17 protein-coding genes are annotated in these 15,669 nt (G+C 51.8%); 11 read left to right on the top strand and 6 right to left on the bottom strand.

Translation table 11 applies throughout. The annotated features are described in order from the left end of the window. Positions 1-16: 16 nt before the first annotated feature. Entirely contained in the window at positions 17-565 is a 549-nt protein-coding gene (locus tag KNP67_RS10470; protein ID WP_131471324.1) for a DUF4256 domain-containing protein, read from the bottom strand. 89 nt (positions 566-654) lie between these two features. On the opposite strand from KNP67_RS10470, the gene KNP67_RS10475 reads away from it, so the two are divergent. Next, positions 655-1,470 carry a hypothetical protein gene (locus KNP67_RS10475; protein ID WP_214756572.1) on the top strand — a complete coding sequence of 272 codons (816 nt, stop codon included), beginning with the start codon at positions 655-657 and terminating at the stop codon, positions 1,468-1,470. A 217-nt stretch (positions 1,471-1,687) separates the two neighbouring features. Here the strand turns inward: KNP67_RS10475 and KNP67_RS10480 are convergent, their stop codons facing one another. Beyond that, positions 1,688-2,848 carry an MFS transporter gene (locus tag KNP67_RS10480; protein WP_131471216.1) on the bottom strand — a complete coding sequence of 387 codons (1,161 nt, stop codon included), beginning with the start codon at positions 2,846-2,848 and terminating at the stop codon, positions 1,688-1,690. A gap of 142 nt (positions 2,849-2,990) precedes the next feature. Here KNP67_RS10480 and KNP67_RS10485 point away from each other — a divergent pair, with 142 nt between their 5' ends. Next, positions 2,991-3,539: a GNAT family N-acetyltransferase gene (locus KNP67_RS10485; protein ID WP_131471215.1), complete on the top strand. Its 549-nt coding sequence runs from the start codon at positions 2,991-2,993 to the stop codon at positions 3,537-3,539. Here KNP67_RS10485 and KNP67_RS10490 read toward each other — a convergent pair whose 3' ends face one another. Both KNP67_RS10490 and KNP67_RS10495 read right to left on the bottom strand, forming a co-directional pair. Then, on the bottom strand, positions 3,540-3,935 hold the full coding sequence (locus KNP67_RS10490) for a hypothetical protein (RefSeq protein ID WP_131471214.1): 396 nt from the start codon (positions 3,933-3,935) through the stop codon (positions 3,540-3,542). It abuts the gene before it with no gap. A 62-nt stretch (positions 3,936-3,997) separates the two neighbouring features. After that, the gene (locus KNP67_RS10495; protein ID WP_131471213.1) at positions 3,998-4,996 is read right to left on the bottom strand and encodes a site-specific integrase; all 999 of its coding nucleotides are present in this window, start codon (positions 4,994-4,996) and stop codon (positions 3,998-4,000) included. Between the two features lie 102 nt (positions 4,997-5,098). On the opposite strand from KNP67_RS10495, the gene hflX reads away from it, so the two are divergent. From hflX to KNP67_RS10520, 5 genes are all read left to right on the top strand, one after another. Beyond that, the gene (gene hflX / locus KNP67_RS10500; protein WP_131471212.1) at positions 5,099-6,343 is read left to right on the top strand and encodes a GTPase HflX; all 1,245 of its coding nucleotides are present in this window, start codon (positions 5,099-5,101) and stop codon (positions 6,341-6,343) included. Positions 6,344-6,350: 7 nt separating this feature from the next. Then, on the top strand, positions 6,351-7,646 hold the full coding sequence (locus KNP67_RS10505; RefSeq protein WP_058764531.1) for a methionine gamma-lyase family protein: 1,296 nt from the start codon (positions 6,351-6,353) through the stop codon (positions 7,644-7,646). A gap of 93 nt (positions 7,647-7,739) precedes the next feature. Beyond that, positions 7,740-8,138 (top strand): MerR family transcriptional regulator, encoded by a 399-nt coding sequence (locus KNP67_RS10510; protein ID WP_029595347.1) that lies wholly within the window; start codon positions 7,740-7,742, stop codon positions 8,136-8,138. Between the two features lie 46 nt (positions 8,139-8,184). Next, entirely contained in the window at positions 8,185-9,525 is a 1,341-nt protein-coding gene (gene glnA / locus KNP67_RS10515) for a type I glutamate--ammonia ligase (RefSeq protein WP_021067592.1), read from the top strand. A gap of 156 nt (positions 9,526-9,681) precedes the next feature. Beyond that, positions 9,682-10,782, top strand: a complete 1,101-nt coding sequence (locus tag KNP67_RS10520) for a DNA alkylation repair protein (protein ID WP_131471211.1) — start codon at positions 9,682-9,684, stop codon at positions 10,780-10,782. Positions 10,783-10,869: 87 nt separating this feature from the next. On the opposite strand, the gene KNP67_RS10525 is transcribed toward KNP67_RS10520, so the two are convergent. Further along, on the bottom strand, positions 10,870-11,310 hold the full coding sequence (locus tag KNP67_RS10525) for a metal-binding protein (protein ID WP_214714758.1): 441 nt from the start codon (positions 11,308-11,310) through the stop codon (positions 10,870-10,872). Further along, on the bottom strand, positions 11,310-11,930 hold the full coding sequence (gene lexA / locus KNP67_RS10530) for a transcriptional repressor LexA (protein WP_021067589.1): 621 nt from the start codon (positions 11,928-11,930) through the stop codon (positions 11,310-11,312). Before lexA ends, KNP67_RS10525 begins: the two co-directional genes overlap by 1 nt. A 205-nt stretch (positions 11,931-12,135) precedes the next feature. Between lexA and KNP67_RS10535 the strand changes: the two genes are divergently transcribed. The 4 genes from KNP67_RS10535 (at position 12,136) to tkt (ending at position 15,573) form a co-directional block, all read left to right on the top strand. Continuing rightward, positions 12,136-12,372, top strand: a complete 237-nt coding sequence (locus KNP67_RS10535; RefSeq protein ID WP_214756573.1) for a hypothetical protein — start codon at positions 12,136-12,138, stop codon at positions 12,370-12,372. Positions 12,373-12,444: 72 nt separating this feature from the next. Further along, positions 12,445-13,089 (top strand): YneB family resolvase-like protein, encoded by a 645-nt coding sequence (locus KNP67_RS10540; protein WP_021067587.1) that lies wholly within the window; start codon positions 12,445-12,447, stop codon positions 13,087-13,089. Positions 13,090-13,149: 60 nt separating this feature from the next. Beyond that, positions 13,150-13,383, top strand: coding sequence for a DUF896 domain-containing protein (locus tag KNP67_RS10545; protein WP_021067586.1), 234 nt, complete (start codon positions 13,150-13,152; stop codon positions 13,381-13,383). Positions 13,384-13,581: 198 nt separating this feature from the next. Next, positions 13,582-15,573, top strand: coding sequence for a transketolase (gene tkt, locus KNP67_RS10550; protein WP_029595351.1), 1,992 nt, complete (start codon positions 13,582-13,584; stop codon positions 15,571-15,573). Positions 15,574-15,669 lie beyond the last annotated feature (96 nt).

The raw sequence follows: 15,669 nt of genomic DNA on the forward strand, positions 1-15,669 counted from the left end.
AGGCACGTGGCCCTGCTTAGAGGATGAACATTCCGCGGAATCCTCGGGCCGCATAATACGAATCGGCGCCATTATGATAGACGAAGATCTGGTTGTAGCGCCGGTCGCAGAATAAGGCTCCGCCTTTTTGACGAATCGATTCCGGGGTGACAATCCAGCTCGACGTCTTCAAGTCGAACGTACCGAGCGTCTGCAGATGGCGATACGTTGCTTCGTCGAGTAGTTCGATACCCATCTCTTCAGCCAACTCGACGGCACTCCCCACCGGTTTGTTCTTCTTTCGCGCCGCTAACGCCGCATCGTCATAGCATAGGCTACGTCGACCACTCGGACTTTCAACCGAACAGTCACAGAAGACATGCTCCCCGTTCGGAAGTCGAATCACATCGGGTTCGCCGCCGGTCCGTTCCATTTCGGAGAGCGCGGCGAGTTTACGGTCGTCCGCTTGAAGACGAGTCAAGATGTCGGGCCAGGTGAGATCTTGATGTCGTTCGGGGTTGGTGGTAAAGCGCGCTTCGAGAGTTTTCAACAACTCGGTTGTTTCTTCGTGTGAAAGGGTGGACATCATCAATCACTCCATTCCAAGGTTTCTTTCAGTATACGACATCACTTGTGATCGATTCAGCACACTGTTCATGGAAAGGGGAATGCCAATTGAATTTCGATGCCTTAGATGTTCAGCATCTACATGCGCAGACGTTCCGGACGATTGATTTGTTCTTGCTCAAATCTATTTGGTCAGACGTTTTGCCGCTCGGTTCTTATCGCGTGATTGACTATGGTGAGCTAGATTTGGAACTTACCAAACCACAATTACTTCAGCTTCGATGGATTGATTTGACGTTACCGATTGGCATCTATTCGAATGAAAAACTAGTCTTTTTGTATAATTCGTATCATCGCAAATTATATACAGAAAAAGTTGTGTCCATCGAGCTAGCCGGACACGATGTTTCTTTCCTCGATTTTTTATTGGCACACAGTCAGACGTTTCATGACCCTGATTCATACTCTCTGAAAATGGAGGATATGTACGGCGTCTCACCGGACAGCCAATGGAGAGAGTTCGGGTTACCGGAAGTGAAGGCCCCTGCGGCATTCATTGCGGACTTATTAATCGCACTCGGTGTTACGTCATTCCAAGTCGTCTTATCCAAAAATAAACTGTTATCCGATTTTGAGTCTTGGGCGAAGCGGACGGGAAGCGATCATGCAATTGAATCTAGTGGGAAATGGACGTGGTCGAAGACGTATAAGGTGAGTTGTGATGTCTCCCGACAACCAGAACAAGCTGTTCATCAACTTGTGTCACTCCTGGAACATGATGAAGAGTGGGAAGGCATTCGATTCCTCATCCCGACCGAGACAGAAACCGTCTCATTGTTCATTGGAGGCGATTTGACGCAAGGATATGGCTACGGTGTGTTTCAGTATAAACATCCGGGAGAGGTGGTTTCCAATGAGATTTGAAGATTTGTTCCTATTGCCACTATCGGATTTACGGTTTGGATACGGTCCTCGATCATCACAATGTCGGACCCGACGGTCGAGGCGGCAATCGGGTTAAAATGCATCCGTCGCGGGAGCCCGACCATCTATTTTGGTGGGAAGCATTACTACGAGCAATCGTAAGAATTACGCATCATAGCAAACAGGCGCCCTCTCTGTCCGAGAAGGCGCCTTCTTATTATGCAGACTGGACCACATCGTCCGTCAAATCGATGTGTCGACCGAGCCATACGAGCGGAACGGTCAGACCTGCGCCAATCAAATAGACGATGGCGATCGGCAATCCGTCCGCGAGCATTCCAAACGTCAGGCTGCCGATGCTGAAGGCGAGGGTATAAGCCGTCTGTTGGACGCTATAGACGTACGGAAGTTGCGAGGCAGGTGTCGTTTCTTGGAGCACCGTGTTCGTCTGGATGATGCGGAGTTGGGTGGCGTATCCTTGAATTGCGAGCGCAATGAGTGCGAACACGATATGAGACGTCACACCGAACAACAAGGCAGCCCCGACCGACAGTAGGGAGCTGACAGCAAGTGAACTGGTCCGTTGAGCGCGATACAAGTATGCACTGGCCAGAATCATGCTGATCAAGAAGCTTGCGTTCATCGAGCCCCACCATCCCGTATCGATGTTAAGGTGGCGTTCCAGATAGACGAGCAAAAGCGCCGAAATCCAGAGCGTGCTGACGAAAGACTCGAACGTGACGAATACCGTGATTAATCGAGCATGAGGTACTGTTCGCACGATGGCGAGGCTGTCTCTAAGGGAAATGTCTGATTCACCATCTTCTACCGTCACGTCGCGGTCGAGTGAACGGACGAAGCGAAGCGTGACGAGCGTCGAGAGCATGAATAACATCAACGCGACGGTCAAGGCAATCGCGCTTGAAAACGAAGCGACGACCATAGTACCGAGCGGCCACATCGCCAGCTGGATGAACTGATTCGACCCTTGGACGAGACTGTTCGCTTGTTGGCGATTCGTCGTCAGCCGGGGGATGAACGACGCTTGGACCGGACGGGCGAACCCATCCAAGAAGGCGATGAGCACGACGAGGCCGAGGACGAGAATCGACTCCGACCAAATGACGGCCCCGAGCAAGGTCGTCTTCAACAGTTGCGTGACGAGCAGCGTCTGACCGAGGGTGAACCGAGATAAGACGCGGGCAAAGAACAGACCGCTCACGGTCATGCCGATCGTGACGGCAATCGGGAAACTGGCCGCAGCCAGGGCGGAACCGGTCTGTTGATATAACAAAGCGATCAAGGCGACGATATAAAGCACGTCACCAATATTGGCCAGCCATTGACTGACCAGCAGCAGGTAAAACGACTTCATCATGACTCTCCTCCAGAACTATTCAATTTTGGGTGGATGACATGATGTCGAATTACATACTTTCACCGCTTTCAAATTATTTACAAATAGTTTACGATAAAATCATTAAGAGTACAATAATTGGAAAGTAAACGGGGGAAACGACATGTTACGCTATGACATCAACGACCAGCTTCAACTACGAATGTTCACCATTGATGACGCAGAGGCGTTGTTCCAATTGACGATGGCGTCGAAGCCATACCTTCGCGAGTGGCTCGGTTGGCTAGATTATACGGAGACGGTCGACGATTCGCGGCAAAATATCGAAGGGCGGATTAAAGGATTGATGGAGACGGGCGGCTATCCGAAGTCGTTTGCGATCGTGTATCGGGGTGAGCTCGCCGGGACGATCGGCTTCAACGACATCGACCGAGGCATCAAGTGTGGGACGGTCGGCTATTGGCTCGGCCAAGAGTTTCAAGGCAAAGGCGTTATGAGTCAAGCGCTCGAGACGGTCATCGATTACGGGTTCCGTGACTTGAAACTCGATAAAATCGAGATTCGGGTCGCAACCGGGAATGTGAAGAGCCGGGCCTTGCCGGAACGGTTCGGTTTCCTCGAAGAAGGGGTGCTTCGCAACGCGGAGTGGCTATATGACCGCTACGTCGACCACGTCGTATACGGCTTGTTGCGAAATGAGTGGGCCCACTGACTACAGCGTTTTGAAATGATGGCCAAGCAGTTGGTCGACCGCATAGAAAATGAAGGCGCTCGACACGCCAAGTAACGATGCGAGGTTGAATATACCTGTCTCGAAGATGGATGGATCGAATAACAGTCCATATGGGACCACGAACAACCAGCCAGCAATCAGATGGAACACGAAAGACGTCACCCGTTTCGAACGGAATGGCGTCTTTTGGCTTATATACTCGGACAGTATAGAGGTGAACGTCCCGTAGATGAACACGATGGGGATCGCATAGAGCAAATAGACGGCCACGCTCGGTCCATATGACAAATCGAGCGCGTAGGGAAAGAAGAGCGGCAACACGAAAGGAATAATGAATAGACTGATGAGAGCAGATTGGATTTTTTGAAAAAACACGGTACGCCCACCTTTCGGATCATCAAGTAAAAAAAGCCGTCACCTGCAAAGATGACGACGGGTTACGGGGTGACGCCCCCTGATTCATAGAGCGTTGCGCCGAACTCCGCATACGCCTGCTCATAGCGCCGGAGCGATGACTCTTTATGCATACACGTCACGTTCATCCGTTCAAGTGACGTCATGTCGGTCGCATACGTCTTCAAGACGTGGGCGTTCCGGAGCATCGACGGTGTGACCGAACGGCTGAGACCGCTGCGTTCATTCAATTGGCGCATCATCTTCGTAATCATGACGATCGTCAGCTGTTTCGGCTGGTTCTTCGCATACACCCAACGGAACGTCATCCGGGAGAAGTCGAACGAGACGAAGACGGGATCGTCCGAGTACCAACGCGGACGGACCGGCGTCGGGATGTCAGCCAAATAGTTCATAAGGAGTGTCTGGTCCTCTTGACTGAGTTTCAACGTGAACCGGTTGCCGAGCCGGTCATAGACGTCGAATTCATGGCTCGCGAGATGCAGGTCGTTCATCCGAAGACGGATGATATGATGCACCCGGAGTCCATATTTATAGAACAACGTGACGATCAGCTCGTTCCGATTGACGAGATACGGATGCGCCTGAAGCTGGTTCTCACTCAGCCCGCTTGTCGAACGGATCGTCCGGACGAGCTTGCTGAACTCGGTCGGCAAGGCAATCTGGTCGACGGTGAGCGTATGGGCTGGTTGGGCATAGGCTAGCATCTTTTTCCGGAGCGGATTCAAGAAGACGGTCAGGCTATTGATGACGGTGACGATTCGGGCGACCGTCGCCTGTTGGTATTGCTTCTCTTCGATGAGGAAGTCGTTGACGAACGTCTTCCACGATTCGAGCGGGACGGCGAGCCACGCCTCCGGGGCATCGAGCTCGACGTTATGGTCATGAAAGTATTTGTGCACATCGATCAAGTCGTATCGATAGCGTTTCAGCGTCGACGGTTGACGGCCGCTCGCGCCGAGATGGAACAAGTACGCCTCGATATATTCAGGCAATGGATACTCTTTTCTACGTTTCGTCATGGACGTTCCTCCTTCTCCTCATATCGTACCACAAACGGACGTTCTCCATTCGCCGTTTCGTGGTAAGATGGAGGATGAGACTTATAGGAATGAGGGATTTTTATGCAACGAGAGAAAGTCATTATCGTCGGATGTCAATTACCAACTGTCGACGATTGGACATATGAACAATCGATGGGGGAACTCGTCGAATTGGTCGATACGGCACGAGGTGAGGTCGTCGCCCGTCTCGATCAGAAACGGCAACAAGTCGACCGCCGCACGTTCATCGGGAAAGGGAAGGTCGAGGAGCTCGCGGTGCTCATCGAACAGTTCGAGCCGGACATCGTCATCTTCAACGCCGAGCTGTCGCCAGCCCAGTCGAAGAACATCCGCATCTCGCTGAACGACCCGGACGAGATGAAACTGATTGACCGAACGCAATTGATTCTAGACATCTTTGCCGGACGGGCCCAATCGAAAGAAGGGAAACTCCAAGTCGAACTCGCCCAAATGAACTACCTGCTCCCGCGTTTAATCGGACAAGGCACGCAACTGTCACGTCTCGGTGGCGGAATCGGGACACGGGGACCGGGTGAAACGAAACTCGAGTCGGACCGCCGGCACATCAAGCGCCGCATCGATGAGATTAAGAAAAATCTCGAAGGCACCGTCGCGCACCGTGACCGTTACCGCGAACGTCGGAAAGAGAACCGTGTGTTCCAAGTCGCGCTCGTCGGATATACGAACGCCGGAAAATCAACGATTTTCAACCGCTTGACGGACGCCGATACGTACGAACAGGACGAATTGTTCGCGACGCTCGATCCGCTCACGCGTGAGCTCGAATTGCCGCGCGGCGGAAAAGTGCTCATCACGGATACGGTCGGATTTATTCGCGACTTGCCGACGAAACTCGTCGCCGCGTTCCGCTCGACGCTCGAGGAAGTGCTCGGGGCTGACCTCGTCTTGCACGTCATTGACGCGTCAAACCCGCATTACATGAACCAAATCGACACGACCAACTCGGTCTTGACGGAACTCGGCGCGAGTGAGTTGCCGCAGCTCGAGGTATACAATAAGAAAGACCGGTTGACCGAAGACTTCGTTGGCGGACCGCTCGTCATCTCGGCGCTCGACTCGAACGATATCGAGACGCTCATCGGCGCGATCGAAGATAAGATTGCTGATGTGTTGACGAAAGTACACGTCATCTTGCCGGTCCGCTCGTTCGAGCATTACCATCCGGCCAAAGATTCGATGTATCGTCTCGAGGAGAAGTTCCTCGATGACGGTTCGGTCGAACTCGTTGGATATATGAGAGAAGACACGCGTCTATATGCGACGCTGAAACAATTTGAGGTGTGAAACAATGATGTGGCAAGAAAAGATTGCGTATTATGATGAATTGGCCCCGTTCGTGACCGAGGCGGAAGCGCGGGTAAAACCATATTTTGAAACGATCGAGGCGACAGCGGAGTTCAACCAATACCGTGTCCTCGAGTCGTTTAAGAAGCATAAAGTGTCGGACTTTCATTTCAATCCGACGACCGGGTACGGCTATGACGATATTGGACGCGACACGCTCGAGTCGATTTATGCTGACGTGTTCGGGGCGGACCTCGCCCTATGCCGCCCGCAAATCATCTCTGGGACGCACGCCATCGGGATCGCCTTGTTCGGTGTGTTGTTGCCAGGGGATGAACTGCTTTATATTACCGGCAAGCCGTACGACACGCTCGAAGAGATTGTCGGGATTCGGGGAGACGGCCGTGGGTCGCTCAAAGAACTTGGTGTCGGCTACGACACGGTCGAGTTGAAAGACGACCAGATCGATGTCGAGACCGTCATCGCACGGATTCGCCCTGAGACGAAGCTCGTTGGCATCCAGCGCTCGAAAGGTTACGCCAACCGACGCAGCATTCCGGTCCAAGAAATCGGGGAGGCAATCGCGAAAATCAAAGCGGCACACCCGCACGTCTTCGTCTTCGTCGACAACTGTTACGGTGAGTTCGTCGAGACGATTGAACCGACCCACGTCGGGGCTGATCTCATGGCCGGCTCACTCATCAAAAACCCGGGTGGCGGCTTGGCGAAGACGGGTGGCTATATCGCCGGGACGAAAGAACTCGTCGAACGCTGCTCGTTCCGCATGACGACACCTGGCATCGGAAGCGAGGCCGGTCCGTCACTCTATTCGCTCCAAGAGATGTATCAAGGGTTTTATATGGCGCCGCACACAGTCGCCCAAGCCTTGAAAGGGGCGCACTTGACGGCGAGCCTGCTCGGATTGCTCGGTTTCGAGACCGACCCGCATTATACGACGCCTCGGACCGATTTGATTCAATCGGTGACGTTCCGCGACCGCGACAAGATGATTGCGTTCTGTCAGAGCATCCAGATGGCGTCGCCGGTCAATGCGCATGCGTTGCCGGTACCGGCCTATATGCCGGGGTATGAGGATGACGTTATCATGGCAGCCGGGACGTTCATTCAAGGCTCGTCGATTGAATTGTCGGCCGACGGTCCGCTCCGCGCGCCTTACACGGCCTACGTTCAAGGCGGATTAACTTACGCCCACGTCAAGGTCGCGCTCATGCTTGCCTTGAGCCAATTGCGGACGAAAGAGCTCGTCACATTTGACCGTGACAATATCTCACAGAAGTTGTAACCGAAATGTCATGTTAACTTTCTTAACATCTATTGACAGGTAAGTTGTCATGTATTATTCTCACAGTGTGAGACAGAAAAGGAGGGGTAAGAGATGGCCGATCAATTTCGTCGCTCCAACCCGTTGTTTCCGATTGGAATCGTTCAAGATTTGACCCAGCTGACAGGTAGGCAGATTCGGTACTATGAAGAACAGGGTCTGATTTCGCCTAGTCGGACGGAATCGAAACGACGGCTCTATTCCTTTAATGATGTCGAACGTCTACTCACGATCAAGGATTTTATCGATCAAGGCTTCAATTTGGCGGCGATTCGTCATATGCTCGATAACAGCGACGCTAAAGACGCGGAATCACTAAAGGCGCCGGTCGATGAAGCACCGAAGATCTCTGAACAAGAGTTACACAAATTATTGAAAACACAGCTTCAAGAAGCTGGCCGTTTCAATAAGACGTCGCTCATTCAAGGTGAGCTGTCACGTTTTTATCGATGACGCCAGTACACTAACCATTACACAATGTGAGAGGGGACATTTCACCATGGCCAGAAAAACGTTCACGAAAGAAGACATCAAACGCATCGCACAAGAAGAGGACGTACGCTTTATTCGTCTTCAATTCACGGATATCCTCGGTACGATTAAAAACGTCGAGGTTCCGATCAGCCAATTGGACAAAGCACTTGATAACAAGATGATGTTCGATGGTTCTTCAATCGAAGGGTTCGTACGCATCGAGGAATCAGACATGAACCTCTATCCAGACCTTGACACATGGGTTGTCTTCCCGTGGACAGACGGCAGCGGTAAAGTCGCTCGCTTGATTTGTGATATTTATACTCCGGACGGAAAACCGTTCAGCGGTGACCCGCGCGGCAATTTGAAGCGTAACCTCGAGCGCATGCAGAAGCTCGGTTTCACAGCATTCAACGTCGGACCAGAGCCTGAGTTCTTCCTCTTCAAGAAAGACTTGAACGGCCAACCGACACTCGAACTTAACGACCAAGGCGGTTACTTCGACTTGGCACCGGTCGACCTCGGCGAGAACTGCCGTAAAGAGATCGTCATCGAGCTCGAAAACATGGGCTTCGAAATCGAAGCATCACACCACGAAGTCGCACCAGGTCAGCACGAGATCGACTTCAAATACGCAGATGCGGTCACGACGGCTGATAACATCCAAACGTTCAAACTCGTCGTCAAGACGATTGCAGCGAAATATGGTCTTCACGCGACGTTCATGCCGAAGCCGCTCTTCGGTGTCAACGGTTCAGGGATGCACGCCAACATGTCGCTCTTCAAAGGTGACACGAACGTCTTCTACGATCCGAACGGCGAAATGGAACTCTCTGACACGGCTCGCGCCTTCACGGCAGGGATTCTCGAGCATGCCCGTGCATTCACGGCTGTTTGTAACCCGACTGTTAACTCGTACAAGCGTCTCGTTCCTGGTTATGAAGCACCTTGCTACGTAGCATGGAGCGCGCGCAACCGTTCACCACTCGTTCGTGTACCAGCGGCCCGTGGTCTCTCGACTCGAATCGAAGTACGTTCGGTCGACCCGGCAGCAAACCCGTACCTCGCTTTGGCCACACTATTGGCTGCAGGTCTCGATGGAATTGAGAAAGACATGACAGCACCGAAGCCAATCGACAGCAACATCTACGTCATGGACAAGCCAGAACGTGTTGCTAACGGGATTGACGATCTTCCGGCTACGCTCTTCGACGCGCTCGAAGTACTCCGTACTGACAAAGTCGTCATGGAATCGCTTGGCGAGCATATCGGTGAGCACTTCCTCGAGTTGAAAGAAATCGAGTGGGATATGTTCCGCACGCAAGTGACGGAGTGGGAACGCGATCAGTACATGACGCTCTACTAAGTAGATGAACTGGGGACGTTAACCCTACCAATCAGAGTCCTGAAGGAGTCTTCGCAAGAAGAACTCCTTCAGGACTCTTTTTCTATCGTTCTATATAATGAGGAAGAATGTATGGCTGGATGAGCGGACTAGACGAAACTGAAGGAGATGGAAGACGTGGCCACACCGTTGAAAGAGGTATATCATGAGGATTTTTTGCTAGGATTTGGACGACGTATTCAATCCGTTTACCCATCGTTTGATATACAAGCATTTGTCGCATCGATTGTAGATGAGTCATGGGAAGCGTTAGCGCTGAAAGGGCGTATGCGCCGTATTTCGACAAAGCTCGGGGAGTACTTACCTCAAAACTACGAGTCAGCTATAGATGTATTGGTTGAAATTGCAGACGATTGTGTCGGCTTTCCATATTTATTTTTTCCCGACTTCGTAGAAGTGTATGGACAGGCGGAAGAACATTGGGAACGCTCGATGTCAGCACTCGAACTCTTCACGCAGAAATCGTCTTCTGAATTCGCAATCAGACCTTTTCTGCTTCGTGATTCGACGCGAGTAATGGATCGCATGATGGCATGGGCCAAGCATCCGAATGAGCATGTGCGAAGATTGGCAAGTGAAGGCTGTCGTCCTCGTCTTCCGTGGGCGGAGTCATTACCGATGTTCAGAGAAAATCCGGCTCCCGTGTTTGCGGTTTTAGAGTTATTGAAAGAAGACCCATCATTATATGTAAGGAAAAGTGTCGCCAACAATCTCAACGATATCTCGAAAGATCACCCGGAAGCCGTGCTCGAAGTCTCGCGTCGATGGCAAGGCGAACATCCTCATACCGACTGGGTCATCAGACATGCGTGCCGAACGTTAATTAAATCCGCACACCCGGACGCGTTAACTTTGTTTGGTTATACGCAAGAAACGGATTTGACCGTCAACTCATCGATTACTATACATCCGAATGTGCTCAGCATAGGTGAGGCGTGCGAGATTCAGTATGATTTGTCGATTCGTCCAGGAGATGCCGCCTATATTCGGGTCGAATACGCCATCGATTTCATAAAAGCGAACGGGAAAGCGAGTCGTAAAGCATTTCTGCTAGCGAACAAACTCGTCCCCGGGGGTGCGCGACTTGTAGCGAACAGGATGCACAGTTGGGCAGATTTGACGACTCGTCGGCATTATTCAGGGGAGCATCGTGTCGTTTTGCTGGTCAATGGACGAGAAGTGGCAGAACATCATGTCATGTTGCATAAAAGTTATTGAGCTTCTATATAATAAACAGTTCAAAAAGGGCAACCCAGTCTCTACTAGACGGGTTGCCCTTTTAGGTGTATGGCATAAATGTTTGGCTTAAAAGGCACGTTTGAAGAACGTGGACGCATAATCGAGCGTCGTATGTAACGTCGTCGCGAAGACGAGTCCGAAGAAACATGCGGCCCCGTTTAGGTCGAGCCATGATCTGGCAGCTTCCTCATACGGCGTGAACGTGAGCACGAGCGTGAGCGGGAAGCCAAGATAGATGACCCGGATCAGATCGCTCAAGAGCGGCAAATGCGAGAATAACGACCGATGGGGCATAATCTTCACGTAAGGGAGCCAAAAGCCTCGGAGTGGTCCCCATCGATAATAGGCGTCCGACTTTAAGTCAAGGTCCGGGGAGAGCCAGAACGTCCCGATTAGGGCGCCGAATAGGAACATGGTCGGAACATCGATGTCAATAAAAGGCGTGGCAATCGCAAGAGCACCGATTGCCACGAGATTCGTACGGGTATGTGTCTTGCCACTAGCCATTAGTGAATCGTGCGGTATACACCGATGACCTTCCCTAAAATCGACACGTTATCGAAATACATCGCTTCGAGCTCGTCGTTCTCTGGTTGAAGACGGACTTTCGAAGCTTCTTTATAAATCCGCTTCACCGTCGCTTCGCCTTCATCCGTCATGGCGACGACAATCTCTCCATTGTCGGCCGTGTTCTGTTGGCGGACGAGGACACGGTCCCCGTCCAAGATGCCGGCGTTAATCATAGAGTCTCCCGATACCGAGAGCATGTAGACGTTGTCGGAACCGACGACGTGGGCCGGGAGCGGGAAGTGCTCTTCCACATTCTCGATCGCCGTGATCGGCGTACCGGCCGTGACTTTTCCGATGACCGGCACGTACATGACGGCATCATGGTCTTCCACGACTGACATCTCTTCATCTAAAATTTCGATGGCACGTGGCTTCGTCTTGTCACGTCGAATCAATCCACGCTTCTCTAGACGGTCCAAGTGGCCGTGGACGGTCGAGCTCGATGCGAGTCCGACTGCCTCTCCGATTTCACGAACGGAAGGTGGATACCCTTTCGCCCGGACCTCGGCTTTTATAAAATCAAGAATCTGTTGTTGTCTTGCTGACATTTTTTTCAATGGATTTCACCTCGATTATGTCGAATAACCTGCGAACGCATCCTATTCTTTATGGGTTTAGTTTAACACAAGAACACATGAGCGCACAAACATTCGTTCGTTTTTTTCTACTTGACCGAACAGAAGTTCTTGTTTTATGATGAGAACAGATAAACGAACAGACGTTCTCGAGAACGTGTATTCTTATTCCCAGGAGGTAATCGTTATGAGAGACACAATCAATGGAATCATTTTAGTCGGCATGTTGGCACTTGGAATGTTCGCGTTTTATATGGTCGGGGAAATGCGCCACGATGTCGAAGTCGTCGCGACCGAACCAGTAATCGAGCATAGCATCGAAGAAGAAGTCGCCTTGACGGAGGCCGAGTCGCTCGAGGCACAGCTTCTCGCTGAACGCGCTGAGAAAGAAGACGACAAGACGACGTGGTTCGCCGCCGAATAATCTTTTCTGATTGCGAACAGCCCCCGAACCTGTGTATCGTAGAGGGCGAATGGAAAGAAAGGAAGTGACGGGATGCGAGTCGTCATTTATTGTCGCGTGTCGACGAACAAGTCCACGCAAGAGACGTCACTCGGTCGCCAAGCGGACGAACTGACGCGGATGGCGAAACGTCTTGACGCTGAAATCGTCGATGTGATCAGTGAGCAAGAGAGTGGGTATGAGGTCAATCGGACGGGGTTGCTCGATTTGTTGGAGCACGTCTCGACATCTAATCTCGATGCCGTGCTCGTGAGCGATGACAGCCGCCTCGGACGAGGGAACGCGAAAATCGCCATCTTGCATACGCTCATGAAACATAACGTCCGCTTGTTGACGATGCAATCGTCCGATGAATACGTCGTCTCGGATGCCGAGAAGATGGTGCTTGAAATCGTCAGTGTCGTCGAGGAATACCAGCGTAAAATCCATAATGCGAAAATCTCACGCGGCATGCGTCGGGCGGTCGCGAACGGGTTCAACCCGCACCGCAACATCCAACATCACGATCAAGGCGGTCGGAGCCGAATCGAAGTGCCGATCGAAGAAATTGTCCAACTGCGCGAGCGCGGACTGACGTTCGCTGAAATTGCCGCCACGCTACGTGGTTTTGGCTATGAGGTGTCGAAAGCGACCGTGAACCGTCGTTATTTGGAGCACGTATCAGTGCCAGAAACTTGATTCCTGCTCGCTGATTTTGTACAGTAGAAGAACAAATTCAGTAGAGAGGGGGCGAGCCTGATGCTAGCACCTGAACAGTTGGAGCGAATCAATTTTCTCGCCAACAAAGCCAAGACAGATGGACTGTCATCAGAAGAGATGGACGAGCAGCAAGCGCTGCGCCAACAATATTTGCAAGCGTTCCGCCAATCATTCAAATCGCAAATGATGGGGATGAAGGTCGTCGATCCGGACGGGAACGACGTAACGCCTGAAAAATTGAAAGACGAGCAGAAACGACATCGCTCGGAGTGACCACGAATGCACATCCTATTTCATATAGGGTGTGCATGTTTGTTATACGCGAACGGCGATCAGGAGGACTTAATGGACTGATTTTGGACGAAAGGAAGTAAACGATTCCATCTAATGTGTTATACTAATTAATTAGTTGTGACACACGAATGAGTATGCTAAAATATGACGGGTAGAAACTTTGTAACAACAGAGAGGATGAAATTAGTGGAAACAACTACTAAAGAATTATTAGCGATTAACTCGATTCGGACGCTCTCGATTGATGCGGTCCAAAAAGCGAACTCTGGTCACCCGGGGATGCCGATGGGTGCGGCTCCGATGGCGTTCACACTTTGGACGGATAAGATGCGTCACAACCCGAAAAACCCGAACTGGTTCAACCGCGATCGGTTCGTTCTTTCAGCGGGACACGGTTCGATGCTCTTGTACTCGCTTCTTCACTTATCTGGTTACGACCTTTCACTCGACGATCTCAAATCGTTCCGTCAAATGGATTCGAAGACGCCTGGACACCCAGAGTACCGTCACACGGCTGGTGTCGACGCGACGACTGGACCGCTCGGCCAAGGGATTGCCATGGCAGTCGGTATGGCGATGGCTGAAAAACATTTGGAAGCGACTTACAACCGTGATGAGTTCAAAGTGGTTGACCACTTCACATACGGGATTTGCGGAGACGGTGACTTGATGGAAGGCGTGTCGGCAGAAGCTGCCTCACTCGCTGGTCACTTGAAACTCGGAAAGCTCGTCGTCCTTTATGATTCAAACGACATCTCACTCGATGGCGACCTTCACAAGTCGTTCTCAGAAAGCGTCGAAGATCGTTTCAACGCTTACGGCTGGCAAGTGATTCGCGTTGAAGATGGCACGGACATCGATACAATCGCGAAAGCAATCGACGAAGCGAAGGCGGAAACGTCGAAACCGACCCTCATCGAAGTGAAGACGGTCATCGGTTTCGGTTCACCGAACAAGTCAGGGAAATCGGCCTCACACGGCGCGCCGCTCGGCGAAGCTGAAATCGAACTCACGAAGCAGTTCTATAAGTGGGAAGGCGAAAACTTCTACGTACCGACCGAAGTGTACGACTTGTTCAACGAGAAAGTCGTTGAGCCAGGTGCCAAAGCGGAAGCGGACTGGAACGAACTCGTCGCGGCTTACAAGTCGTCACACCCTGAACTCGGTGCACAGTTCGAGCGTGCAGTGAACAATGAGCTCCCAGAAGGTTGGGACAGCGAGTTGCCGACGTTCGAAATCGGTTCGAAGAAAGCGACACGTCAAACGAGCGGTGAAGTATTGAACGCAATCGCTAAAGCGGTGCCGACACTCTTCGGTGGTTCGGCTGACCTCGCAGGCTCGAACAACACGATGATTAAAGGTGCTGCAGACTTCGATGAAGATCCAGCAGGCCGCAACATCTGGTTCGGCGTCCGTGAATTCGCAATGGCAGCTGCCGTCAACGGTATGGCACTCCACGGTGGTGTCCTTCCTTACGGCGCGACATTCTTCGTCTTCTCAGACTATTTGCGTCCAGCGGTACGACTCGCGGCCCTCATGGGAATCCCATCGACGTTCGTCTTGACACACGATTCAATCGCGGTCGGCGAAGACGGCCCGACACACGAACCGGTCGAGCACTTGATGAGCTTCCGTGCGATGCCAAACTTGTCTGTTCTCCGTCCGGCTGACGGAAAAGAGACGATTGCGGCTTGGAAGCAAGCAATCACAACGAAATCATCACCATCACTTCTCGTCTTGACGCGTCAAGCGTTGCCAGAACTCGAAGGCACGTCGATTGAAGAAGCGGCTAAAGGTGGCTACGTCGTCGCCGGTAACTCGAGCGAGGCGGACGTCCTCCTTCTCGGTACAGGTTCTGAAGTACACGTCCTCGTCGAAGCTCGCGAAGCACTCGCGGCTGACGGCGTGAACGCGGCTGTCGTCTCGATGCCTTCGTGGGAATTGTTCGAAGCACAGTCAGCAGAATACAAAGAATCGGTCCTTCCTTCGTCAATCACGAAGCGTGTCTCGCTTGAAGCGGGCGCGACACTCGGCTGGTACAAATACGTCGGATTCGGCGGTAAAGTACTCGGAATCGACAAGTTCGGTGCCTCTGCCCCTGGGGATCTCCTCATGAAAGAATATGGCATGTCGGTCGACAACGTCGTCGCTGCTGTCAAATCACTTTAATCGCTTACTATCAGTGGTGGCCCGGAGTTTTGGGTCACCACTTTTTTTACAGACGACTAGCGAATTAGCGTAATATAGTGTATAGTAAAAAACGAT

This window comes from Exiguobacterium sp. s157 (assembly GCF_018618205.1).
Lineage (GTDB): Bacteria > Bacillota > Bacilli > Exiguobacteriales > Exiguobacteriaceae > Exiguobacterium > Exiguobacterium chiriqhucha.

Bases quoted from the DNA above. Each gene is read 5' to 3' on its own strand.
- KNP67_RS10470 (WP_131471324.1), bottom strand. From the start codon at position 565: ATGTCCACCCTTTCACACGAAGAAACAACCGAGTTGTTGAAAACTCTC.
- KNP67_RS10480 (WP_131471216.1), bottom strand. From the start codon at position 2,848: ATGATGAAGTCGTTTTACCTGCTGCTGGTCAGTCAATGGCTGGCCAAT.
- KNP67_RS10485 (WP_131471215.1), top strand. From the start codon at position 2,991: ATGTTACGCTATGACATCAACGACCAGCTTCAACTACGAATGTTCACC.
- KNP67_RS10495 (WP_131471213.1), bottom strand. From the start codon at position 4,996: ATGACGAAACGTAGAAAAGAGTATCCATTGCCTGAATATATCGAGGCG.
- hflX (WP_131471212.1), top strand. From the start codon at position 5,099: ATGCAACGAGAGAAAGTCATTATCGTCGGATGTCAATTACCAACTGTC.
- KNP67_RS10505 (WP_058764531.1), top strand. From the start codon at position 6,351: ATGTGGCAAGAAAAGATTGCGTATTATGATGAATTGGCCCCGTTCGTG.
- KNP67_RS10510 (WP_029595347.1), top strand. From the start codon at position 7,740: ATGGCCGATCAATTTCGTCGCTCCAACCCGTTGTTTCCGATTGGAATC.
- glnA (WP_021067592.1), top strand. From the start codon at position 8,185: ATGGCCAGAAAAACGTTCACGAAAGAAGACATCAAACGCATCGCACAA.
- KNP67_RS10525 (WP_214714758.1), bottom strand. From the start codon at position 11,310: ATGGCTAGTGGCAAGACACATACCCGTACGAATCTCGTGGCAATCGGT.
- KNP67_RS10535 (WP_214756573.1), top strand. From the start codon at position 12,136: ATGAGAGACACAATCAATGGAATCATTTTAGTCGGCATGTTGGCACTT.
- KNP67_RS10540 (WP_021067587.1), top strand. From the start codon at position 12,445: ATGCGAGTCGTCATTTATTGTCGCGTGTCGACGAACAAGTCCACGCAA.
- KNP67_RS10545 (WP_021067586.1), top strand. From the start codon at position 13,150: ATGCTAGCACCTGAACAGTTGGAGCGAATCAATTTTCTCGCCAACAAA.
- tkt (WP_029595351.1), top strand. From the start codon at position 13,582: ATGAAATTAGTGGAAACAACTACTAAAGAATTATTAGCGATTAACTCG.